Consider the following 23,692-nt stretch of genomic DNA (forward strand, 5'->3'; position numbering starts at 1 on the left):
GCCCGGCGGACCGGCGACCGGCGCCGGCCGGGCCGGCGCGTCGTCGCCGCCGGAGCAGGCGGTCGCGGTGAGCGCCGCCGCCAGCGCGAGGGCGGCGAGGCGGACGGCGTACCCCCGGATCATGACGGCACCACCGCGACCAGCGCCGGTCCCTCGCTGTCGTTCCGAGTGAGGTCGACCGGCGGGTGGCCGTCCACGACCAGCCGGTAGGCGTCCCGCGCGGCCAGGTCGACCGGCACGGCGAACTCGCAGTACGTCGGCACGCGCGGCACCTCCAGGTCCTCGGCGAAGGTCGCCACCGACCGGCCCGGGGACAGCGCGCCCTCGGCGAGCGTCCGGCCCGCGGTGTCGACCACCTGGAACGGCGCCCGGTTGTGGAAGTGGGTGTAGGGGCCGGTCCCGGCGCACTCGACGCCCGCCGGCCGGATGTTGATGTCCCGGACGAGCACCCGCACGGTCATCGCCGACCGGGCCTCCTCGGCGTCACCGCACGCGGCGAGCGCGCCGGTGAGCAGCGACGGCAGCACCAGCGCTGGCAGCAGGCGGCGCATCTGTCCTCCTGGTCGTCGGGGTGGTCCCGGGGTGGTGCGGCACGCGGTCCGCACCACCCCGGGACGGTTCAGCCGAGCAGCGCCCGGGGCCGTTCGACCCGGCACTGGCTCGTCACGGTCCTGCTCGGGTCGCTCTCCGAGGTGGCCGTGAGGGTCACCAGGGTGGTGGCCGTCGCGCCGGAGCCGGCCCCCACCGAGACGGCGACCGGGGTGCTGGCGCCGAACTCGGCCGTGGCCAGCTCGTTCGGCAGTTCCACCCGCCAGCCCTGGCCGCCGACCGTCGCCGAGAGCCGGTAGACGTCGGAGCGCAGGTACGCCCCGGCGTCCTCCGGGTGCGGCTGCCCGCCGGCCGCGTACGTCCCGGTGTTGGTCAGGTCGAACGCGCAGGTCGCGCCCTTGCCGGCGGGCTGGCCCCGGGTCACCAGGTGGCCCTTGGACAGCGCCACCCCGTGTGTGCTCGGCCCGGCGCCGTCCAGCGACCGGACCGCCACCGTGTACGACAGCACCCCGTCGCCGTCGCGGCGCAGGTTGAGCACGTAGAAGTGCAGCCGGTTGGCCTCGTCCACGTACTCGTACTCGCTGCCGGAGTTGGCCCCGGCGTGGAACAGCGCGTCGGACAGCTGCCGGTAGTCACCCATGGTGATCTTCTGCGGGGTGCCGTTCGGCTGGTAGAAGTCGACCATGTCGATGTCCTGCGGGTTGGCGTCGACCACCCACACGAACGGCGCGCTGTCGGTGTTCTTGGTCTTGCTGATCAGCACGCCGTTGTCCGGGGTGAACGAGTCCGCGCCCATCCGGTCGACGACCTCGACGGTGTAGTTGTTGTACCGGCCGCCGTCACAGAGCGGGTCGGTGGCGACGGTGCACGCCGGCGAGCGGTCCGTGTTCATGGCGATGTTGAGGCCGGTCAGCCCGTCGGGGCCGGCGTCCACGGCGCGGGCGGTCACGTCGGCGACCACCATGCCGGAGGTGGCCAGCCCCTCCCGGGAGAGCCGCAGCACGTGCTCCTCGCCGAGCAGCCCGATCTTCAGCTTGTCCCGCAGCGTGTGCAGCGAGCCCATCGAGCCACCGTTGACCGGCGGGATCTGCCAGCGGGTGTGCGGCCCGCCCGGCCCGTTGAACGACCCGCGCGACATCATGCTCCAGATGCCGGTGTACGCGCGGCGCAACGGCGTGCCGTACGGGTTGTTGTAGTTGTCCCCGATGCTCAGCAGGTGGCTCAACTCGTGGGCGTACACGCCCATGCCGGAGCTCTCCGCCTGGGTGGAGGAGCCGCCGCCGGCGTTCGGCCAGATGGTGGCGGCCGCCTTCCACGAGGTCCACTCGACGTAGCGGGTCTTCGCGTAGTTGGGCAGGCTGGGGTCCGGCGGGCCCCACGCGTCCGGCACGTCCTCCTTGGTCTGGAACATCATCTGGCCGAACTCCTGCCAGGTCGAGGACTCGTCCTGGCCGGCCGAGAGGATGAAGACCAGCTCGAAGCTGTCGGCCACCGCGTCGCCGACCGCCGCGCGCCAGGCGCCCAGCCCGTCGGTGCGGATGTTCTTGGCGCACGCCTCCCCGGTGGGGCAGGCGCCGGGGTTGAAGCCGTTGTCGATGCCGTACTGGTAGGACTTCGCCGGCATCTCGTACGGGCCGAAGCCGCTGAGGTCCACCCCGTACCGGCCGTTGGAGTCCTGCATCCAGTACTCGTGCAGGGTGTGTCCCCGGTTCAGGTCGCCCGGTGTGTTGAGGAAGTCGGTGTAGAACTTCGCGACCTGGTTCCGGGGCACGTTCGCGGCGGTCGCCTGCGGGTTGCCGAAGACCGTCGAGCCGGCCGGCTGGGTGATGACGAACGGCTGGTCCACGTAGTCCAACGTGACCAGCGCGATCTTGAAGTTGCGGACCGAGCCGCGCACGGTCGGGTCGGCCCAGTTCCGGTTCGGCACCTGCCGGTAGTCGTCCCAGGTCATCGTGTCGGGGTTCTGCCAGCGCTGGGGGTCGAGCGGCTGGAACGGGGCGGGCCCGTCCGGCGGGTCGCCCGGTGCGGCGGAGGCCGGCCCGGCGGAGCCGGTCGCGACCAGGACGGTCGTGACGGCGGCGGCCAGCACCGAGCGCCACACCGCACGCCTGGTGGGCAGAAGGTGCATCGAGTCACCTCTCAGGTCGGGGGCGGGAGGGGGGCGGGGCGGTCAGGGGGTGCTCGCCGTCCCGCATGATCACGCTCGATCCGACCCTAGGAGCCGGCCGGCGCGGCGGTCACCGTGCAGATGTCGGCAGGTGGACCGGCGACTTCCGACACGTGCAGGACGTCACGCCGTGGGCACCGGCGCGGCGTCGGCCCGCTCGGCCCGCCGCAGGTCCCGGCACAGCCGCTCCTCCAGCTCGGGCGGCAGCGCGCCGCGGGGCGGCCGGCACGGCCCGCCGTACCGGCCGGTGAGCCCCATGGCCAGCTTCATGGCCTGCACCCCCTCGGTCCGGGCGCCCCAGCCGAGCAGGGGGTGCAACCGGGCGTAGAGCGGCAGCGCGGCGGCCAGGTCGCGGTCGGCGCAGAGCCGGTGCAGGCGCAGGCAGAGCCGGGGCAGGGCGTTGGGGCAGCGCGCCAGCCACCCGGTCGCGCCGCACACGGTCAGTTCCAGCAGCACGTCGTCGGCGCCGGCCAGCACGTCCAGGTGCGGGCAGAGGTCGCGGACCCGGTGCAGCCGGCGGACGTCGTCCTCCCGTACCGCCACCACGCCGTCGGTCTCGGCGACCCGGGCGAGCAGGTCCGGGGTGAGGTCCACGGTGGCCTCGGCCGGGTCGCGGCACACCACCACCGGCAGCCCGACGGCGGCCACCTCGCGGTAGTGGGCGACCACCTCGGCGGGGCCGCCCGGGTAGCCGACCGGTGGCGGGGCGAGCACCGCCTGCGCCCCGGCGGCCCGCGCCTGCTCGGCCCAGTGGCGCGCCTGCCGGCTGCCGTACCCCCCGACGGCCGGCAGTACCGCGCAGCCCGGCGGCGCCGCCTCCACGGCGGCGCGGACCACGTCGGCGCGCTCCCCCTCGGACAGGGCCGGGTACTCGCCGAGCGGGCCGCACGGGGTCACGCCCCGGCAGCCGGCGTCGCCGAGCCACCGCACGTGCTCCTGGAGCCGGTCGTAGTCGACGGAGAGGTCAGCCCGGAACGGCGTGGGGAGGGCGACGACGACGCCCTGCCAGGGCCTGGTTGCGGCCACGACGGTGTTCCCTTCTCGGCGGACCCGGCCCCGCACACGTTAGGTGGCGTCCCGGCCCGCGGTCTTCCGACAGATGTCGGAACCGCTCACTGTTACCTTGTACGGCTCTCGCGGGTATTGCGCGCCCGGCCAACATCATCGGAAGGTAGGCCAAGGGTCCTACCAGCACACATGGCCCGCGCCGTGCGGTGATCCCGCGGGCACGGGCCGGTCCGGGAGAAGCGCATGCGCATGGAGCTGCAACGCATCGTCGACCGGGTCGCGGCGCGGGTGAAGCGCCCGGCACTCATCGAGGACCGGCGTCAGCGCGTCGTCGTCTACAGCGAACACACCGGGTTGCTCGACGGGGTGCGCCGCAGCTCGATCCTGCGCCGGCACACCACGCCGGAGGTGATCGCCTGGGCCCGGGAGATCGGCATCATGGAGGCCCGGCAGCCGGTGCGTACCCCGGCCTGCCCCGACCTGGACCTGCTCCCCCGGGTCTGCGTGCCGATCCGGCACCAGGACCTGCTGCTGGGCTTCGTCTGGTTCATCGACGCGGTCGACGGGATGACCGACGACGACATCTCGGTGGTGACCGAGGCGGTGCCGGACCTGTCGCTGGCCCTCTACCGGGAGAACCTGCTCGGCGAGCTGACCTCGCAGCGGGAGGCGGAGGCCACCCGTACGCTCCTGGTCGAGTCCCCGGAGGCCCGGCGGGAGGCGGTCCGGTCGCTGCTGACCGACGGCGTGGTGGCCCGCGACGGCCAGGTCACCGCGCTGGTCGCCCAACTCGCGGTGACCCGGGACGACGTGCTGGACGACCCGGCCCGGATCGCCCTGGAGCACGCGCTGGTCGCCACCCGGCAGTGGGTCGGGTCCCGCGAGACCCTGCACCTGGTCCGGCACGACCACGGGGTGCTGCTGCTGTGCGGCGGTCGGGCCACCGGACGGGCGGCGGCCGGGGACGCCGCCGCGCACCTGGACCAGGCTCTGCGCGCGGCGACCCGGGGCCTGGCGTCGGTGAGCCGGACGGTGGTCGGGGTCGGCGACGACCGGCCCCGGTTGTACGACAGCGTGCTGTCGTACCAGGAGGCGTTCCAGGCGGCCCGGGTGGGTGTGCAACTGCCCGCCCTGGGTCCGGTGGTGCCCTGGGCCGACCTGGGCATCTACCGGCTGTTGTCCGGGGTGGACGCCCGGCACCTGGACGTCGGGCGGGTGCACCCGGGGCTGGGCCGGCTGCTCGGCGACGAGGCGCACCAGGTGCTGCTGGAGACCCTGGAGGTCTACCTGGACCTGGCCGGCAACGCCCACGCCACCGCCGAGCGGCTGCGGCTGCACCGGACGACGCTGTACTACCGGCTCCAGCGGGTGGAGCTGCTCGCCGGCACCGACCTCAAGGACGGCAACGAGCGGCTCTGCCTGCACCTGGCGCTGAAGCTGGGCCGGCTCACCGGCCGGTACCAGCCGGACCGGTAGCCGGGGCGGGGCGACGTCGTCGGCGCCCCGCCCCGGAATCTCCTACAGGCCGGCGGCCACCGCCGCGGTCCGGCCGCCGACCACCGGCAGGGTGATCCGGCTGCGGTCGAAGTGGACGGTGATGTGGGCCCGGTTCTGCTTGGCCCGGCTGCTGTAGCCGGAGTACGAGCCGAGCAGGACCACGCCGATCTGGTGGCCGGCGTCGAAGACGTAGTCCTCGGGGAGCAGGTTCAGGTCGACCGCGGTCTTCTGCCCGGGCACCAGCGGGGTCGACACCGACGGCGAGTCGAGGTTGAGGCCGTCGATGATCCCCTTGGTGACCAGCTCCTGCGGGTTGGTCGCCACGGTCTTCTCGGTCCTGCGGTAGCAGGCGTTCTCGGCGAAGCCGCCCCAGGTCGCCGTCGCGCCCCAGCAGTCCTCGTCGGTCAGGGTCCGGATGCCGTCACCGGTGGTGCTGAACCGCGGGCGGGTGCCGTAGTCGACGAGGAGTCCGGCGAAGCTGGTGTCCTCGCCGTCGACCGTGGCGCTGATCTTCACGACCGGGGTGCCGGAGACGTGCAGCGGCGCGGTCAGCGGCGCGGAGAGGAACACCAGCCGGTTGTCGGTGTTCGCCGCCGGGTCCGACGGGTGCCGGATGGCGTTGGTGGCGGTCATCGTGGGGGTGTCCTGGAAGGTCGCCGACCCGTTGCCGGGGCCGGAGCGGACGGCGAGCGCGCCGACGTTCCCGGCCGCCGGCGCCCGGAGGAACACCTGGGTCGGCCGGGCGTCGGGCAGCGGCCAGGCGCGCGCGGTCTCCCAGACGTCCGGGGCCCGCTCGATGTCGACGGCCGGCTCCCGCATGATCCCGTTGTCGACGCCCTGGAGCCAGTGGTCGAACCAGCGGTGGAGGGTGTCCACCCAGGCGCCCCGACGGAAGTCGAACGGGTCGACGTGGCCGGTGCCGGTCAGCCAGAGCTTGCGCGGCACGCCCTGCTCACCCAGCGCGGCCCACCACTTGCTGAAGTGGTCCGGACGGACGTTGTCGTCGTTGAGGCCGTGCACCACGAAGACGCTGGCCCGGACCCGGTCGGCGTGCGGCACGTAGTCCCGCTCCGCCCAGAAGTCGTTGTAGTCGCCCGTGACGTCGTCGCCGCCCTGCCCGAGGGCGGTCCGCACCGGGGCGCAGTACGCGCGGCGGGCGGGGTTGGTGACCGTGTTCGCGAGGCTGCCCGAGTAGTTGTTCGCCCGGGTGACCAGCCCGTTGCTCCGGGAGTAGTCGTACCAGCTGGAGATCGCCGAGATCGGCACGATGGTGGTCAGCCCCGCCACCCCGTCGGCCGCGGCGGCGTTGGCCAGGGTGCCGTCGTACGACTTGCCGATCATGCCGGTGCGGCCGTTGTGCCAGTCCGCCACGATCTCCCGGCCGGCGGCGTCGACGCCCGGCCGCCGCCCGTTGAGCCAGTCGATGGCCGTCGGCGCGCTGATGTTGTCGGCCCGGCCACCGGTGACCGGGCAGCCGGTCGAGTTGTTGGTGCCGATCATGTCGAGCAGGACCACCGCGTAGCCGCGCGGCACGAAGTAGTTGTCGTAGAACAGGGGCCAGGTGTCGTTCAGCCCGTCGCCGTCGACGTCGGCCTTGCACTCGCCCTCGTTGCCCCGGCAGACCGTCGAGTAGTAGGGGCTGGCGTCCATGACCACCGGCACCTTGAGCCCGTTCTCGCTGGCCCGGGGCCGGATGATGTCCATCGCCACGATGTCGCGGGCGCCGTCGCCGTCGGTGTCCACGTCCGAGGTGACGAAGACCCGTTCCCGGACGGCGTCGGCGTAGCCGAACACCGGTTGGGTGACGCCGTCGCCGATCACCAGGCTCGGGCGTTCGTCGGCGCCCGGCTGGGCCAGCGCGCCGGTCGCCGGCAGCCCGGCGACCAGGACCGCCAGGGCCACCACCGAGGCCCGCCAGGCATGTCTTCCGCTTCGCATCCGCGTGCTCCTCCTCCCCGCGCCGGCCGCCGACCGGCGGCGTACACAGGGGAGACGCCGCCGCGGCGGTCGCCCCGAACCTACGGATCGACAGGTGTACGGGTCTTCGGACACCTGTGGAAGAAGCCCGCCCCCGGCTCCTACGCCTGTCGCAGGCCGCCCGCACAGAGTCGTTGACGAGCGCCGGGCACGGGGGCGGACCCCGTGCCCGGCGCCGCCGGTGCGACTACAGGTCGCGCACCCGTACGTCGCGGAACTCGATCAGGTCGTTGGTGCCGTGGTTCTGCAACCCGACGAACCCGCTGAGGAACTGCCGCAGGTCGGTCGGCGGGTCACCGGCCCGGGACGACGCCTTGCCCGGCGTGTTGTCGAACTCGTTGATCACCACGCCGTTGCGGATGATCGTGTAGTGCTGGCCGACCACCCGGACCTCGTAGTCGTTCCAGGTCCCCTTCGGGGTCGCCCCGGCCTGGTCGAGCCCCTGCGGATCGAAGTTGTAGATCGACCCGGTCTTCTGCGGCTCGCCGGTTGGCCCGTCGTAGATCTGGATCTCGTGGCCGCAGTAGATCGCCACCCACGCCTGGGACGACCGGGCCGAGCCGACCGTGCCGCAACTGCCGGCCGGTCGCTGGTCCACCGGGGTCCGCGGGTCCGGGAACCGGGTGAAGACCCCGCTGTTGGCGTAGGTGGTGCCGGCGGAGACGTCCCGGAACTTCAGCCGCAGCGAGAAGTCGGCGAACTCGTCCTTGGCGTACCAGAGCATCCCGAGACCGCCGGAGCTGCGGATGGTTCCGTCGGGTTGCAACGTGAACGACCCGCCGGGCGCCTGCCGCCAGTCGGCCAGCGACCCGGCCGTGCCGTCGAAGAGCGGCCGGTAGCCGGCCACCTTGCCGATCGGCGACTGGGCGGCGGCGGTGTTCAGCTTCGCCGCCTCCCGGTTGTCCAGCACGCCGTCGGCGCGCAGGTCGTTGACCACGCCGGCGACGTGGCTGACGAACTGGCCGTGGTTGGTCCAGCTCCGCTCGTCGTCGATCAGGTCGTTGACGGTGCAGTCGCCGCCGACCTGGTGGTTGGTCACGCCGGTGTCGGTGTCCAGCATCCGCACGGTCGCGCGGGTGTCCGGCGCGGCGCAGCCCGCCGTGACGGTGATCGTCGCGGTGGAGACCTGGCCGTCGGCGTACGTCACCTTCAGGGTGACCTGGTAGGTGCCGTAGTCGGCGTAGGTGTGCGTGGGGTTCGCCTCGTGCGACGGCGCGCTGCCGTCACCGAAGTTCCACTCCCACGCCACGCCACCGACCCGGGCGCCCGAGAACGCGACGGTCTTCGGCCGGCTCGGCGTGACGGCCCGCCAGGAGGCGTCGCTCGCCCGCGGCGTCGCCTCGCCACCGGTGTAGGCGATCCGGATCAGCTTCTGGTTGCTGTGCAGGCTGAAGAAGCCACCGGCGTAGTCCAGCAGGTACAGCGCGCCGTCCGGGCCGAACTTGGCGTCCATCCAGGACTGGAGCTGGTTGCCGCCGGTGCCGCCGCGGATGATCTGGCGCAGGTCCTCGGCGAACGCGGGCGGGCCGTGCTCGTCGACGGTGGCCGGGTCGACGGTGACCGCCACCCGGTTGCTGGCGTTGGACTGGTCACCGATGAACCACTTGTCGTCCCAGTACGCCGGCCAGGCCACACCGCTGCCGGTGTCGACGTTCTCCCGCTGGTAGGTCGGGCCGTCCATGATGGCCTGACCGCCGCCCTTGAGGTACGGCTGGGTGAAGGTCTCCTGTCCGACCTGGTACGTGGGCAGCCCGCTGCCGTCGGTCCGCTTCGGGTAGACCGGACCGCCGCCCTGCGGCGAGTACCAGATCATGTTGTCGCGGGCCGGCGGGATGTTCACCAGACCGGTGTTGCGCGGCGAGGTGTTCTTCAGGTTGTCGCAGTCGTACCAGCCGGTCAGCACGTTCGCGTCGGTGCTGCTGCGGTCGCGGTACGGCTGGCGGTTGCCCATGCAGTACGGCCAGCCCTGGTTGCCGGCCGAGGTGATGATCGTGGCCGTCTCGTACTTGGCCGGGCCGAGGTTCGGGTCCGGGGCGCCGGCGTCCGGGCCGACCCAGGCCGCGGTCAGCCAGTCGTTGACCGGGTCCCAGGCGATCCGGGCGATGTTGCGCACGCCCATCACGTAGATCTCCCGGCGGGTCTTGCCGCCGCCCTCCTCCGCGCCGGTGAACAGGTTGCCGGCCGGGACGGTGTAGGTGCCGTCCGGCTCGGGGTGGATGCGCAGGATCTTGCCGTTGAGGTCGTTGGTGTTGCCGGAGGTACGCCGGGCGTCCTGGAACGAGGTGCCCTTGAAGTCCTGCGTCCAGTTGTTGCCGGAGTAGCCGTTGGAACCGCCGGAGGAGTTGCTGTCACCGGTGCCGATGTACAGGTTGCCGCTCTCGTCGAACGTCATCCCGCCGCCGGCGTGGCAGCAGCTGTGGATCTGGGTGTCCCAGTGCAGCAGGTCCTTGCGGGTGCCCTGGTCGATGGCCTGCTTCGCGGCGTCGTAGGTGAACCGGGAGACGGTCCGCTGACCGATCCGCCGGTCCCGGTCGATGGACTCGTGCGGCATCCAGTAGACGTAGACCCAGCCGTTCTGCGCGAACTGCGGGTCGAGGGTGATGCCGACCAGGCCCTCCTCGTTCTTCACCAGTTCGCTGCCGCTGCCCCGGTTGCCCATCACCGCGAGGGTGGTGAGCAGCTTGGGCTGCTTCGTCTTCGGGTCCCACCGGTGGATGGTGCCGCAGCCGAGGCCGACCTTCGGGTCGTCCCAGCTCACGATCGGGCCGCTCGGGCAGGCCGCCTTGCCGATGTAGAACACGCCGCCGTCGGGGGCGATGGTGAGGCCGTGCGGCTCGCCGATCTGGTCGAGCTGGCCGGACTGGTTGGTGGCGGTCAGCCGGTCGATACGGTAGTTCGAGGCGATGGTGGCCTGGCAGTCACCACGGACCATGCCGGCCGTCCACCTGATCGCGCCGGCCAGGTGGTTCTGGAACCGCTCGTCGCTGGTCCAGCTCGCCTCGGTACGCCCCATGCCGGTGTAGAAGGAGCGCCCACCGTCGTAGTCCTGGCACCAGGAGACCGGGTGGAACGCCCCGTTGCCGCTCAGGCCGGCGTTGTACGTCCGCTCCTCGACCTGGGCGACGGTGTGCACCTTCCCGATCGGGCTGGGATCCCAGTTGATCCACTGGTCCGAGCGGGTCCAGGTCAGCGGCAGGCCCTTGTTGGCCGGGTGCTGGCGGTCGGTGACGTCCACGGTGGCCTGCTGCACCGTGTTGTCCGGGGCCGGGCCGGCGTCCGGGCCGATCAGCCACAGCTCGGCCAGCTGGACCAGCGGCTCCCCGCTGTTCGCCGTGACGTTGAGCCGGTAGTGCTGGTAGGCCGTCGTGTTGGTGAAGCTGTACTGCTTGGTCTGGAACCGCTGCGGGAAGGTCTCGTTGCTGCGGCTGTCCAGGTCGGTCCAGGTGGTGCCGTCCGGGGAGCCCTGCAGGGTCCAGTTCTTCGGGTCCCGGCCCGGGGAGTCGTTGGCCGAGGTGAGCGCGTACCGGCTCACCACGACCGGCTTGGCCAGCTTCGCCGCCAGCCAGCCGGTCGGGTTGAAGGTCAGCCACTTGGTGCTGGTCGACCCGTCGATGGCCTTCGCGGCCGTCTCGTTCGGCGGGTTCTCCGCGCTCGCGGTGGCCGAGACCGGCTTCTCGGCGTTCGGCAGGCTGGCGGCCGGCCGGGTGCCGATCAGGCCGGTGAACCAGGACGACTCCGGCTGGGCGCGCGCCGCGTCGTGCACGCCGACGAAACCGCCACCGTTCTTCACGTACGCCTGGAAGGCCGCCTCCTGGGCGTCGTCGAGGGTGACCCCGTTGGCGGAGAGGAACACCACCGCCCGGTAGCGGGCCAGATTCCCGAAGGTGAACACCGCCGGGTCGGCGGAGTCGTCGACGGTGAAGCCCTGCCGCTCGCCCAGGGACCGGATGGTCGCGGTGGCCTTGGCGACCGGGTCGTCCTGCTTGTCGACCGGGCCGTGGAAGACCAGCACCTTGACCGCCGCGGCGGCCTCGGCGGCGGCCGCGGGTGCCGGGGCGAGGGTCTGGCCCGGCAGGGTGAGCACGCCGAGCGCCAGGGCGGCGCTCGACGCCAGGGCGCCGAACCGGCGACGGCCGCCGCGGCGGCGCGGTGCGGTCGGCGGGGGCGGTGCTGTTGTGGTGGTGGTGGTGGTGGATCCCGTCGGGCCGGCGTCGAGGCCGACCCAGCGGGAGAACCGGAAATGGCGTCTGTCGGCCATCTCGACTCCTCCTGGTGTGGGTTTCCGGGTTCGTCGATTCCGCCGGTGACGTGAGGCGGTCACCGGAGGAAGGGCGTACGCGTCTACCGGCGCCACCCGTGGCGGGTGGCCGGTGCGGACGGTGTCGGAGGTGGAGGTCGTCCGGTGGCTGCCGGTCCTCGGCTCTGAGGGCCGGCAGCCGCGGACCCGTCAGTCGTGCTGGTGCTCGCCGCCGTCGGCGGCGGTCGCCGAGGTGGCCCCGGCGGCGCCGTGCTCGTGGTCCATGCCGGGCGGCATGTTCCCGTTCTCGTCCAGGACGTGCAGCATCGTGGACATCCCGGCGTCGGAGTGGAACTGCATGTGGCAGTGCAGCATCCAGTGGCCCGGCCCGACCGAGTCGCCGGCCACCACCTGGGCGCCGAACGAGTCACCCGGGCCGAGGGTCTTGTTGTCGATGATCGGCACGGAGTCGGCGAAGGGCTGCCCGTTGCTCACCACCCCGGTCCGGGTGTCCGCCCAGGAGTGCCCGTGCAGGTGGAAGGTGTGCATGTCGTTGCCGATGCCGACCACCACGAACTCCACCCGCTCCCCCTTGCGGGCGACCAGGCAGGTCGGCCCGGGCTGCGGGTTCACCTCCGTGCAGGTGTCGGTGGCCTCGCCCCGGCGCAGGTTGATGCTCTGCCGGTCACCGAAGGCCACCGTGTAGGTCCGGTCCGGCTTCGGGTCGCCGGGACGGCGGACCACCAGGCCGCCGAAGAGGCCGGCGGAGAGTCCCTGGGTGCCGTGCGGTCCGCCCACCACGTGGTCGTGGTACCACCAGTAGCCGGCGGTGCCCTGCGCCCCGGTCCTGTTGTTGCGCGGCTGGGCGTACCAGGTGTAGGTGCGCGAGCCGCCCGACGGGACGTACGAGCCGCTCTGCACGGTGCCGTCGGAGTCCTGGGTGTACTTGACGCCGTGCACGTGCAGCGAGACGCCCAACGGGTGGGTCGGGCTGGTCCGCAGCGCCGCCAGGGTGGCCTCGGGCACCTGGTTGTGCAGGGTGATGGCGAGGCACTCGCCCTCCATCATCTCCATGAGCGGTCCCGGGTAGGAGGCCGTCTGCGGGGTGAGGCCGTAGCCGAGCCGGACCTGGGTGCCGTCCTTCGGCAGCTCCACCGCGTACAGCTGGATGGTCCGGTCGGGCTTGACGCAGCCGTCCGGCCGCTCGGCGAACATCCCGGTGCGGGCGGCGGCCAGCCCGCCGGCGCCGACCAGGGTGAGCAGCACGACCGCCGCGACGACCAGCATCCGCCGGCCACCGGTCCGGGGACGCCCGGTGCGGGGCTGCCGTGGCTCCGACTCCTCCTCGACCAGCCGCCAGGCGCTCATCGGGTCCCCCGCAGTTCGACCATGCGCTGGTAGCTGCGCTCGGCGGCGCCGAGCGAGCCGGGCGGGTTCGGCTGGGCGCCCGGCGCGGAGTCCTGCTCCCAGAGGAACTCGAAGCGCCCCCGGCCCTTCAGCTCGCCGAAGAACTCGGCGAACGGGATCACCCCCGCGCCGAACTCCACGTCGGCGTAGGAGTTGCCCTGCTGCGGGTCGGGCAGCGGGACGCCGTCCTTGACGTGGAACAGCGGGTAGCGGTCCGGGTGGGCGTTGACGTAGTCGACCGGGCGGAAGCCCGGGTACTTCCGCGCCCCGCCGTACGCCCAGAGGATGTCCATCTCCAGGAAGACGTAGCGGGGGTCGGTGAGCTCCAGGAAGAGGTCGTAGAGCCGGACGTCCGGCCGGTCCGTCGCGAAGGCGAACTCGATGGTGTGGTTGTGCTGGTAGAGCTTGAGGCCGCGGGCGGCGGCCGCCGCGCCCCAGGCGTTGAACTCGGCGGCGGCCCGCTGGTAGCCGGCGATGGTCCGGTCGCCGGTGGGGGCCTGGGCGGTGCCGATGGTCGGCATGCCGAGGATCTCGGCGACGTCCAGTTCCCACTCCAGGTTGGTGCGGAAGTCGTTCAGCCCGCGGTGGCTGCCCGCCGCCTTCAGCCCGTTGTCGTCGAGCAGCCGGCGGATCTGCTCCGGGGTGATGGCGCCGGCCGACCCCTGGGTGTAGCCGGCGAACTCCACCTCCCGGTAGCCGATCCGGGACAGCTCCTCGAAGACGGCGGCGAAGCCGACCTGGGCGATCTTGTCGCGGACGCTGTAGAGCTGGATGCCCACGTGCCCCTGCGGGATGAGCTTGCCGCCGCACTCCTCGGCGGCCCCGGCCGGCAGCGCGCCGGCCAGGCTCGCCGCGCTGACCGCCACCGTGGATCCGGCGAGGCCCTTGAGCAGGGTACGGCGGTCGATCCTGTTCCTTGCCATGATGTCTTCCCTTTCGCTCGCTCAGCAGCAGGTGTTCGCAGCGCCGCCCGGACAGCAGGCGGCCAGCGGGGCGATCCGCACGTTCCGGAAGCTGACGACGTCGCCGGTCCCGTGGTTCTGGAGGCCGAGGTAGCCGGTGGCGTGCTGCCGCCCGGCGCCGCCCGGATCGTCGGCCCGGGGCGGGCCGAAGACGGCGTCGGGAACGTTGACGTACTCGTTGATCAGCTCGCCGTTGCGGAACACGGAGTAGTGCTGGCCGACCACGCGGATCTCGTAGTCGTTCCAGGTGCCCTTCGGGGTGACCCCGGCGCCGGCCAGGTCGACCCGGTCGAAGCCGTACACCGAGCCGCTCTTGTACCGGTCGCCGTCGGGCCGGTCGAGGATCTGGAGCTCGTGGCCGTACTTGATGGCGACCCACTCGGGGCGGGACTCGGCCGGATGGTTCCGGACGTCCGGGAAGCGGACGAAGACGCCGCTGTTGGCCCGGCCCTCCCCCGGCGCGTCGTCGCGCCACTGGAGCTTCAGGGAGAAGTCGCCGTAGGCGCTGACCGGGTACCAGAGCATGCCCAGCCCGGGCACCGGTCGGCTGGTGATCGAGCCGTCGGCGTTGCGGGTGAACCCGCCGGCGCCGACCTGCTGCCAACGGCCGAAGGACGCGGCGGAGGAGTCCAGGATCGGCTGGTAGCCGTCCTTGCCCGCCGGCTTGCCCACGCCGGAGCGGGCGGCCGCGCTGACCAGGCGGCCGTGCTCGGGGTGGGTGATGACGCCCAGGTGGTGCAGGTGCTCGGCGACCGCGGTGACGTACGAGACGAACGCGCCGTGGTTCGGCCAGCTCCGCTCGTCGTCGATGACGGCGTTGATCGTGCAGTCGCCCTGGACCACCCGGTTGGGTACGCCGCTGTCGACGGTGCCGAGCCAGACGGTGGGCCGGGTGTCCTTGACGCACTCGGGCTGCGGCCCGCTGGCGACCACGGTGAAGCTGACCGAGGCGGTGCCCGAGGTGTTGCCGGCCTTGTCGGTGGCCCGGTAGCTCACCGTGTGCGGCCCGGCCCGGTCGACGGTGACCGGCGCGGTGTAGCGGACATACGGCTGGCCGTCGAGGGAGTACTCGACCCGGTCCACCCCGGAGCCGCTGTCGGCGGCGGTCAGGGTGACCGTGGCGCTGCCCAGGTACGCCCCGGCGTCGTCGAGTTGCCCGGTGACGGCGGCGGTGACGGTGGGCGGCGTGGTGTCGGGCGCGGGCGGGTCGACCACCGTGAACGACGCCTGCTGCGGCGACGAGGTGTTGCCGGCCTTGTCGGTGGCCCGGTAGCTCACCGTGTGCGGCCCGACCTGGTTGACGGTGACCGGCGCGGAGTACGCCGCGTAGGGCTGCCCGTCGAGCGAGAACTCCACCCGGTCCACCCCGGAGCCGCTGTCGGCGGCGGTCAGGGTGACCGTCGCGCCGCCCACGTACGCCCCGTTGGCGTCCCGCTGCCCGGTCACCGCGGCGGTCACGGTCGGCGGCGTGGTGTCCGTGGGGGCCGGCTCGACCACGGTGAACGAGACCTGCTGCGGCGACGAGGTGTTGCCCGCCTTGTCGGTGGCCCGGTAGCTCACCGTGTGCTGGCCCGGCTGGTTCACCGTCACCGGCGCGGAGTAGGTGCCGTAGGCGGCCCCGTCGAGCGAGTACTCGACCTTCGCCACGCCGGACTCGGCGTCGGTGGCCGAGACGGTGACCGTGGCGCTGCCCACGTACGCCCCGTTGGTGTCCCGCTGGCCGGTCACCGCGGCGGTCACGGTCGGCGGGGTGGTGTCGGCCGGCGTCGGCTCGACCACGGTGAACGAGACCTGCTGCGGCGACGAGGTGTTACCGGCCTTGTCGGTGGCCCGGTAGCTCACCGTGTGCTGCCCCGGCTGGTTGACCGTCACCGGGGCGGTGTAGCCGGCGTAGGGCTGCCCGTCGAGGGAGTACTCGACCCGGTCCACCCCGGAGCCGGTGTCGGCGGCGGTGAGGGTGATCGTCGCGCCGCCCACGTACGCCCCGTTGGCGTCCTTCTCCCCGCTCACTGCGGCGGTCACGGTCGGCGGGGTGGTGTCGGCCGGCGTCGGCTCGACCACGATGAACGAGACCTGCTGCGGCGACGAGGTGTTGCCCGCCTTGTCGGTGGCCCGGTAGCTCACCGTGTGCTGGCCCGGCTGGTTCACCGTCACCGGCGCGGAGTAGGTGCCGTAGGCGGCCCCGTCGAGCGAGTACTCGACCTTCGCCACGCCGGACTCGGCGTCGGTGGCCGAGACGGTGACCGTGGCGCTGCCCACGTACGCCCCGTTGGCGTCCCGCTGCCCGGTCACCGCGGCGGTCACGGTCGGCGCCGTGGTGTCCGTCGGCGCCGGCTCGACCACGATGAACGAAACCTGCTGCGGCGACGAGGTGTTGCCCGCCTTGTCGGTGGCCCGGTAGCTCACCGTGTGCTGCCCCGGCTGGTTCACCGTCACCGGCGCCGCGTAGGTGCCGTAGGCGCCGCCGTCCAGGGCGTACTCGACCCGGTCGACGCCGGAGCCGGTGTCGGCGGCGGTGAGGGTGACCGTGGCGCTGCCCACGTACGCCCCGTTGGCGTCCTTCGCCCCGGTCACCGCCGCGGTGACCGTCGGGGCGGTGGTGTCCGAGCCGCCGCCGTCGACGACCAGCAGGCCGGTCATGCCGCCGTGGCCGGGGATGGAGCAGAAGTAGCGGTAGGTGCCCGGGGAGAGCACCACGTCGACCGTCCAACGCCCCCGGTTGGCGTCCGTCGGGTCGGCCAGGATGTTCACGTCGACGTCGCTGTTGTACGCCGGGTCCGACGTCTCGAAGGTCAGGGTGTGCTGCATGCCGGTGGTGTTTCCGGTGGCCGCGCTGTTCTCGAAGACGAGGGTGGCCGGTCCGGCGACCGCCGTGGTGGGCGCCGAGCGGTAGGCGAGGAAGTTGTCCCCCGCCGTCCAGGTGAGCACCTGGGCCTGCAACGGGGCGGCCGCGACGGCCGGCGCGGAGCGTTCCGGGTCGGTCGGCCGCGCGCTGGCCGGGGACGAGGAGAGCCCGGTGGTCAGCAGCAGCGCCAGCGTGGCGAGGGCGGCCACCGGTCTCCGGAGCCGGCCGGCGGAGCGCCGGTTCGGCGGTGGATGTGCGTTCATGGGTTCCTCTTTCACGGGTCCGGGAGCAGCGTGCGTCGGTGGGTCGATCGGCGGAGCCGACGTGCCGGCGTGGTCGGTGCGACCCCTCCCCTGGCCGCACGGGATCCCCGGCCGTGGCCGCGGGCCACGGTCGTCCGATGTGGATGGTGGAGCGCCACCGGGCCGACGGCGGTCGTCGCGCACGGTGGTACCGCGGAGCTGATGGGGTCGGTCGGGTACGGGCATCGGTCGGCCGGTGAGGCGCGGCCGCCGTGGTGGCGTTGACCCGGGGTGGCCATGGCTGGCCGGTCGTGGTCCTCGGACGTGTTGCGCCGCCCGGAGGGCCACCATCGAGGTCTACCGTGCCGGTAGTTCACCTCGACGAAACATATTGATAGTGACCGACCCTACTGACTTACTCTCAGCGTGTCCATAGCTTTCGTCGGTCCGCCAGATACTTTTCTACGAAACAGACGAAAGCCGGTCCGTCGTCGCGGTAAGGGGTTCCTGACGACACAGTGCCCGCCCGGACGGTCCGGGCGGGCACTGCGATCTGGCGGCTGGCTATGAGCCGCGGGGTGTCACTCCCCGTCCATCTTCATGCTGGGCCACCAGCCGTACACGCCCCGGCCGACCCGCCAGGAGCCGAACGGAACGTTGAAGCCGCCGGCCGGCGTCGCGGTGAACGTGTGCAGCCCGAGACCGTCGTCCGAGTACTTGTAGAGGAAGGCGAGATCGTCGCGCTTGTCGCCGGTGTAGTCGCCGGACACCATCTTGATGCTGGCGAACTGGCCGAAAACGGTCGAGGACCAGGACTCCAGCGGGCTGTTGAAGTTGCCGTCCTGCTTCGCCGTCCAGGTGAACAGGGCCAGCTTCCCGCTGCCGTAGCCGTAGAGCACGGCCACGTCGCCACGGCCGTCGCCGTTGAAGTCACCGTCGGCCAGCTTCATCGACGACAGCGAGCCGAACGGCTTGTCCGCCGGGGTGTACCAGGAGGTGTACCCGGTGCCGAACTTGCCGTCGGGCTGACCGGGCCAGGTGATCAGCGCCATGGCCCCGCTGGCGTAGGCGTAGAACAGGGTGGCGTCGTCCCTGCCGTCCCCGTTGACGTCCCCGGCGAAGACCGAGGTGCTGGACCAGGTGCCGAAGTCCGACGCGCGCCACGCCTCGATCGGCGCGTCGAAACCGCCGTCCGGTCGCGCGAGCCAGTTGATCCACGCCTCGTCACCGTTGCCGTACCCGTAGAAGGCGCTCAGGTCGGCCCGGCCGTCGCCGTTGAAGTCGCCGGAGGTCATCTTCATGCTGGTCAGGTGACCGAAGTTGCTGGCGGTCCAGGAGCGGATCGGTGCGCCGTGCTTGCCGTCCGGCCGGGTGATGAAGGTGTCGATGGCGAAGGTGTTGGTGGTGCTGGTCGACATCACCGCGACGTCGTCGATGCCGTCGCCGTCGAAGTCGTCGTCGAACACCTTGACCCGGTCGGCGGCGTACGCGCCGCCGCCGCCCTTCCACTCACCGAGCGGCGAGGAGAAGCCGCCGGTCGAGGTCGCCGGGAAGGTCTGCGGCGCCACGTCCCCGGTGGCGTACACGTACAGGAAGTTGATGTCCTGGTACTGGTCGGTCGCGGGGCCCTGCGGCATGTTGGCGGTCAGCCAGGGACCCAGATCGTCGACCCGGGTCTCCACTGCACTCCGGCGCGTCTCGGTCTCCGCCAGGCAGCCGCCCTGCCAGGCGGCGTGGTGCAGGCCGACCAGTTGCGGCTTGCCGGCGACCAGCCGGACGGTCGGCCCGCCGAGATCACCACGGCAGATGGCGCCGGCCCCGGTGCCGAGCAGGTCGAACGTGCCGGCGGCCACGCCCTGGACGGCGAAGGTCCCGGTGTGCAGCTGATCCGGGACCCAGGTGGTGGCGGTACGGCCGAAGCCGGCGACGGTCAGCTGCTCGGCGGCGCTCGGCGCGGCGCCCAGCGGCACCGGCGCGACGTCGACCCGCCGGGACAGCCGGACGAGGACGGCGTCGCGGTCGGGGTGCGGGACGATGCGGACGACCGGGGCGACCAAACCGGTGGCCTTGGTGAGGTCAGGTCGTCCGACCGTCACCGTGGTCGGCTGGGCGGGCCTGCCCGCGACGACGGGCTGGCCGTCGACGCTGAAGCAACTCTTCGCCGTGAGCACCCACCACGGGTCGACCAGGGCGCCGCTGCAGGCACGCTGGCCGGGGCCCACATCGATCTTGGCGGCGAAGGCGAAGGAGCCGTCTGTCACGGCGGCGCCTCCGGCCACGGCGTGGACCGGCGAGGCGTTGACGAGGCCCGCCACCAGGACTGCGGTGAGCGCACCCGCACCTCGGGCTGCTCGCCGACGATCTGAGGATGGCACTGGAAATCCCTCCAGGATCAGCTGGCAGGGGTTGCGTACGACCCGTCGGGCGGCGCCGACGAGCGACGGACCGCGGCGGAACGCGGCCATGGCGCGATGTGGACAGTCATCTACCGAACCCCCGTGCCCCCAATGGGCTTCACGATCGCCCGGGCGACCGTGGGAGCTGACACTAGACGCCGGTGAGTTCGCCCGCTGGCCACTTCCGCGTGGTGTATTTCACGTCATCAATGTCTTGCGCCCCGGATCGGCGCGACCCCCGGGGCCGAACAGGTGATCATCCGCAGGCCGTTCGGCACCGGCCCGCGGACCGGAAGGTGCGGGGAGATCAGCAGCTCGACCGAGGGGGCCAATGCGCGCCATGCGCGCACAGCGGCAATCAACGCACATCGGACGGGCCACCGTCCGCGACGGAGAACATTCGGCCTGATCAGGCCCTATTGAAGATCATGGCTTCCTGAATTCCCGGCAACGGCGCGGCGACCGGGAGGCGTCGGTTGCCCGGGTCACCCATTGATCCCGGCCCGGGGCCGTGTGATTGTGCCCCCAGCGAGTCGCCGACCCCCGGGGGCTCGCCGACGGCCGATCTGTCGAACCGGGGCCACGCCGGCAGCCTCGGAGATCGACTGTCATCCCGCCTCGCAACACCGCGCCGCCCGTCCCCACCGGGCTCCGTGCGGCGCGCCTAGGAACAGGAGCGAACCCCCTTGAAGCTCTCACCTCGCCTCGTCGCGCTCTCCGGCGCGGCGGCGGCCGGACTGATCGCCGCGGGCACCGCCGCGGCGGTGCAGGCCGCGCCGCCCGGCCCCGCCGCCCCCGACGCCGCCCAGGCCCGCGCGATCGCCGCCGACTCGGCGCGCGCGCTGGTCGCCGACCGGCCCGCCTACCTGCACGCCAGCTCGGACGAAGCGTTCGTGCAGAAGCCGGTCATCTCCTCCGAGGGCACCCAGTACGTGCCCTACGAGCGCACCTACAAGGGCCTGCCCGTGGTCGGCGGTGACTTCGTGCTGGCCACCGACGCGGCCGGCAACCTGAAGTACGCCTCCGTCGCGCAGCAGCAGGCCATCGGCAGCCTCGCCACCACGCCGAAGCTGACCTCGGCCGCCGCGGCGAAGACCGCGCGGGCCCAGCTCAAGTCGGTCAGCACCGTCGAGGGCACGAACCTGGTCGTCTACACCCTCGGCGCCAAGCCGGCGCTGGCCTGGGAGACCACGGTGCGCGGCACCGACGCCGAGGGCCCGAGCCGGCTCACCGTCGACGTCGACGCCCTCACCGGCACCGTCCTGCGCAAGCAGGAGCGGATCGTGCACGGCACCGGCACCGGGGCGTGGAACGGGCCCAGCCCGCTGACCCTGAACACCACCCTGTCGGGCAGCACGTACTCCATGAAGGACCCGACGGTCACCAACCTGAGCTGCCAGGACGCCGCGACCAACACGACGTTCAGCGGCTCGGACGACGTCTGGGGCAACGGCACCGCCACCAACAAGGAGACCGGCTGCGTCGACGCGCTGTTCGCCGCGCAGACCGAGCACAAGATGCTCGCGCAGTGGCTGGGCCGCAACGGCGCCGACGGCAACGGCGGCTACTGGCCGATCCGGGTGGGCCTGAACGACCAGAACGCCTACTACGACGGCACCCAGGTGCAGATCGGCAAGAACACCTCGGGCCAGTGGATCGGCTCGCTCGACGTGGTGGCCCACGAGATCGGCCACGGCATCGACGACCACACCCCGGGCGGCATCTCCGGCTCGGGCACCCAGGAGTTCGTCGCCGACACCTTCGGCGCGGCCACCGAGTGGTTCGCCAACGAGCCGTCCAGCTACGACGCTCCCGACTTCCTGGTCGGCGAGAAGGTCAACCTGGTGGGCAGCGGCCCGATCCGCAACATGTACAACCCGTCGGCGCTGGGCGACCCGAACTGCTACTCCAGCAGCATCCCCAGCACCGAGGTGCACGCCGCGGCCGGCCCGGGCAACCACTGGTTCTACCTGCTGGCCAACGGCAGCAGCCCGACCAACGGGCAGCCGGCCAGCTCCACCTGCAACGGCAGCAGCGTGACCGGCCTGGGCATCCAGAAGGCCATGAAGATCATGTACAACGCGATGCTGCTGAAGACCTCGTCCTCGTCGTACCTGAAGTACCGGGTCTGGACGCTGCAGGCGGCGAAGAACCTCTACCCGACCAGTTGCACCGAGTTCGACGCGGTCAAGGCCGCCTGGAACGCCATCAGCGTGCCGGCGCAGACCGGTGAGGCGACCTGCACGGGCAGCACCCCGACGCCGACCGCCACGACCACCCCGCCGTCGGGCAGCTGCACCGGCCAGAAGCTGGCCAACCCCGGCTTCGAGTCCGGCAACGTGAGCTGGAGCGCCAGCTCCGGCGTCATCACGAACGACACCGCCCAGGCCGCGCACGGCGGCTCGTACAAGGCGTGGCTCGACGGCTACGGCTCGACGCACACCGACACGCTCACCCAGTCGGTGACGATCCCGGCCGGCTGCCGGGCGACGCTGAGCTTCTGGCTGCACATCGACAGCGCGGAGTCGACCACCACCACCGCCTACGACAAGCTGACCGTCAAGGCGGGCAGCACCACCCTGGCCACCTACTCCAACCTCAACAAGGCCACCGGCTACGTGCAGCGGTCCTTCGACATCTCGTCGCTGGCCGGCACCACCGCCACCATCTCGTTCAGCGGCGTGGAGGACAGCTCCCTGCAGACCTCCTTCGTCGTCGACGACACCGCGGTCACCCTGAGCTGACCGCAGCGGAGCGGCCGGTCGTCGTCCTCCCGACGGCCGGCCGCTTCGTCGTCCCCGCCGTACGTCGCGCCCGCATCCCCGTCGGCGGCCGCCGGCGGACGGGGGTCAGGCGGGGCGGGCCGCGCGGGAGTCGGCGCCGTCGCGGCGGATCCGGGCCGCGACGCCCTCCATCGCCCGGCCGAACCGCTCCATCTCCCGCGCGGACTGCTCCGGCAGGCTGCCGAGCCGCGCGGCGAGGGCGTCCACGTCCGCCTGGGCCGAGGCGCTGACCCGGGCCTCCAGCTCGGTGAGGGCGGCGTTCACGGCCGACACCAGGTGCCCGCAGACGGTCTCCATGGACTCCCCGGCCAACGCCGGGTCGACGGTGACGGACTCCAGCCGGCCACCCTGCACGGCGACGGCACGGACCCGGCCGCCGGCCGCGGTGCCCTCGGCCCGGAGCAGCTCACCCGGCGCGCCGTCGGGGTGCTCGGCGGCCCGGGACCGCATCGCGGAGAGCGCCTGTTGGGTCCTGGTCAGCAGCTCGTCGAGGCTCGCGGCCGCGGAGAACGGGTCGTTGGTCATATCCGCGCTTTCTTCACGTCTTTCCGAGCACCGTGACGATAGCAACCGCCCCCGACGCCGACACCGGTGAGCCCGCCCCGCCCGGTCCGACGCCGAACGCCCGGCCGGGAACCCGGCCGGGCGTTCGTGGTGCGGTGGACCGGCCCGCGCGGCGCCGGGTCCGGTGGGGTCTCAGCGCAGGCGCAGCTTCTGACCCGGGAAGATCAGGCCCGGGTCCGTGCCGACCACGCCCTTGTTGCGCTCGTAGAGGGCGTGCCAACCGCCGGCCACGTTCTTCGCGTCGGCGATCTCGGAGAGGGTGTCTCCGGACCGGACCAGGTAGCTGCCGGCGCCGCTCGTGCTCGGCGCGGCACGCCGCTCGCTGCGGGTGGCCGGCCGGTCGCTGCGCGACTTCCGCTCCGTGGTGGCCTTCTTGGCGGACTTCGTCGAGCCCGAGTCCTTGCTGGCGTACTTCTTGGTGGAGCCGCCCTTCTTGCCGCAGACCGGCCAGGCGCCGATGCCCTGCCCGTCGAGGACCTTCTCGGCGATGGCGATCTGCTCGCCGCGGCTGGCCAGGTCGGCGCGGCTGGCGTACTTCTGGCCGCCGTAGCCGTTCCAGGTGCTCCGGGAGAACTGCAGCCCGCCGTAGTAGCCGTTGCCGGTGTTGATGTGCCAGTTTCCGCCGGACTCGCACTGGGCGACGGCGTCCCAGTTGACGCCGGCGGCGCTGGCCGGGGCGGCCGGGCCGAGGAGGGCGGCGGCGCCGGTGGCGGCGCCGACGACGAGCGCTCCGACGGCGGTGCGACGCTGCGCGATCCGTCGATGACGGGCGACGTATTCAATTGCCATGTGGGTTTCCTCCACGCCGACGAGGTGAGCTGTCGGGTTCGGGCCGAGGAGCCCGGCCGCCGGAGGGCGGCTTCACCCCGAGGTGTCGTGCACCGAGGAACGTGTGGGTCCCCCGCTCCCGCCCGAGGTCCAGGACCACCGGGCCGGTGGCGGGATTAGGCGTTACCGGCCCGTGGTGTCCGCGATCGCGGACGGATACGACGTTAGGAACGGTTTCGGCCGATCGCCCACCTCTTGTGAAGTTCTTCACCCGGCCGAGCGAAGGCGGC

Annotated in this window: 13 protein-coding genes and 1 riboswitch; of the genes, 2 read left to right on the top strand and 11 right to left on the bottom strand. The window is 72.4% G+C overall.

Translation table 11 applies throughout. The annotated features are described in order from the left end of the window. Positions 1-119 precede the first annotated feature (119 nt). The 3 genes from B0E53_RS11080 to B0E53_RS11090 all read right to left on the bottom strand — a co-directional run bounded on the left by B0E53_RS11080 (position 120) and on the right by B0E53_RS11090 (position 3,742). On the bottom strand, positions 120-551 hold the full coding sequence (locus B0E53_RS11080) for a hypothetical protein (RefSeq protein ID WP_107075967.1): 432 nt from the start codon (positions 549-551) through the stop codon (positions 120-122). Positions 552-619: 68 nt separating this feature from the next. Beyond that, positions 620-2,677: a M6 family metalloprotease domain-containing protein gene (locus B0E53_RS11085; protein WP_107075968.1), complete on the bottom strand. Its 2,058-nt coding sequence runs from the start codon at positions 2,675-2,677 to the stop codon at positions 620-622. Positions 2,678-2,839: 162 nt separating this feature from the next. After that, positions 2,840-3,742 (bottom strand): dihydrodipicolinate synthase family protein, encoded by a 903-nt coding sequence (locus B0E53_RS11090; RefSeq protein ID WP_107075969.1) that lies wholly within the window; start codon positions 3,740-3,742, stop codon positions 2,840-2,842. Between the two features lie 225 nt (positions 3,743-3,967). Between B0E53_RS11090 and B0E53_RS11095 the strand changes: the two genes are divergently transcribed. Then, complete coding sequence (locus B0E53_RS11095) at positions 3,968-5,200, top strand: PucR family transcriptional regulator (protein ID WP_107075970.1); 1,233 nt, start codon at positions 3,968-3,970, stop codon at positions 5,198-5,200. A gap of 42 nt (positions 5,201-5,242) precedes the next feature. Here B0E53_RS11095 and B0E53_RS11100 read toward each other — a convergent pair whose 3' ends face one another. The 6 genes from B0E53_RS11100 to B0E53_RS11125 form a co-directional block, all read right to left on the bottom strand. Then, positions 5,243-7,159 carry a Xaa-Pro dipeptidyl-peptidase gene (locus B0E53_RS11100; RefSeq protein ID WP_107075971.1) on the bottom strand — a complete coding sequence of 639 codons (1,917 nt, stop codon included), beginning with the start codon at positions 7,157-7,159 and terminating at the stop codon, positions 5,243-5,245. A 226-nt stretch (positions 7,160-7,385) separates the two neighbouring features. Further along, complete coding sequence (locus tag B0E53_RS11105) at positions 7,386-11,456, bottom strand: ThuA domain-containing protein (RefSeq protein WP_107075972.1); 4,071 nt, start codon at positions 11,454-11,456, stop codon at positions 7,386-7,388. 189 nt (positions 11,457-11,645) lie between these two features. Further along, on the bottom strand, positions 11,646-12,803 hold the full coding sequence (locus tag B0E53_RS11110; RefSeq protein ID WP_210406022.1) for a multicopper oxidase domain-containing protein: 1,158 nt from the start codon (positions 12,801-12,803) through the stop codon (positions 11,646-11,648). Further along, a complete protein-coding gene (locus B0E53_RS11115) occupies positions 12,800-13,765 on the bottom strand; it encodes a sugar phosphate isomerase/epimerase (protein WP_107075973.1) in 966 nt (321 codons plus the stop codon). The genes B0E53_RS11110 and B0E53_RS11115 overlap by 4 nt, the downstream gene beginning before the upstream one ends. Positions 13,766-13,786: 21 nt before the next feature. Further along, entirely contained in the window at positions 13,787-16,912 is a 3,126-nt protein-coding gene (locus B0E53_RS11120; protein WP_107075974.1) for a family 16 glycoside hydrolase, read from the bottom strand. A gap of 560 nt (positions 16,913-17,472) precedes the next feature. Beyond that, positions 17,473-19,152, bottom strand: a complete 1,680-nt coding sequence (locus tag B0E53_RS11125) for a trypsin-like serine protease (protein ID WP_168215292.1) — start codon at positions 19,150-19,152, stop codon at positions 17,473-17,475. Between the two features lie 821 nt (positions 19,153-19,973). Between B0E53_RS11125 and B0E53_RS11130 the strand changes: the two genes are divergently transcribed. Further along, positions 19,974-22,031 (top strand): M4 family metallopeptidase, encoded by a 2,058-nt coding sequence (locus B0E53_RS11130; protein WP_107075976.1) that lies wholly within the window; start codon positions 19,974-19,976, stop codon positions 22,029-22,031. A gap of 105 nt (positions 22,032-22,136) precedes the next feature. Here the strand turns inward: B0E53_RS11130 and B0E53_RS11135 are convergent, their stop codons facing one another. Together B0E53_RS11135 and B0E53_RS11140 are read right to left on the bottom strand one after the other, a co-directional pair. After that, positions 22,137-22,595, bottom strand: a complete 459-nt coding sequence (locus B0E53_RS11135; RefSeq protein ID WP_107075977.1) for a YbaB/EbfC family nucleoid-associated protein — start codon at positions 22,593-22,595, stop codon at positions 22,137-22,139. A gap of 171 nt (positions 22,596-22,766) precedes the next feature. Further along, a complete protein-coding gene (locus B0E53_RS11140; RefSeq protein WP_107075978.1) occupies positions 22,767-23,423 on the bottom strand; it encodes a transglycosylase family protein in 657 nt (218 codons plus the stop codon). After that, a riboswitch (cyclic di-AMP (ydaO/yuaA leader) is annotated at positions 23,423-23,595 on the bottom strand. (Overlaps the previous gene by 1 nt.) Between the last annotated feature and the right edge of the window lie 97 nt (positions 23,596-23,692).

The organism is Micromonospora sp. MH33, from assembly GCF_003013775.1.
Classification (GTDB): domain Bacteria; phylum Actinomycetota; class Actinomycetes; order Mycobacteriales; family Micromonosporaceae; genus Micromonospora; species Micromonospora fulviviridis.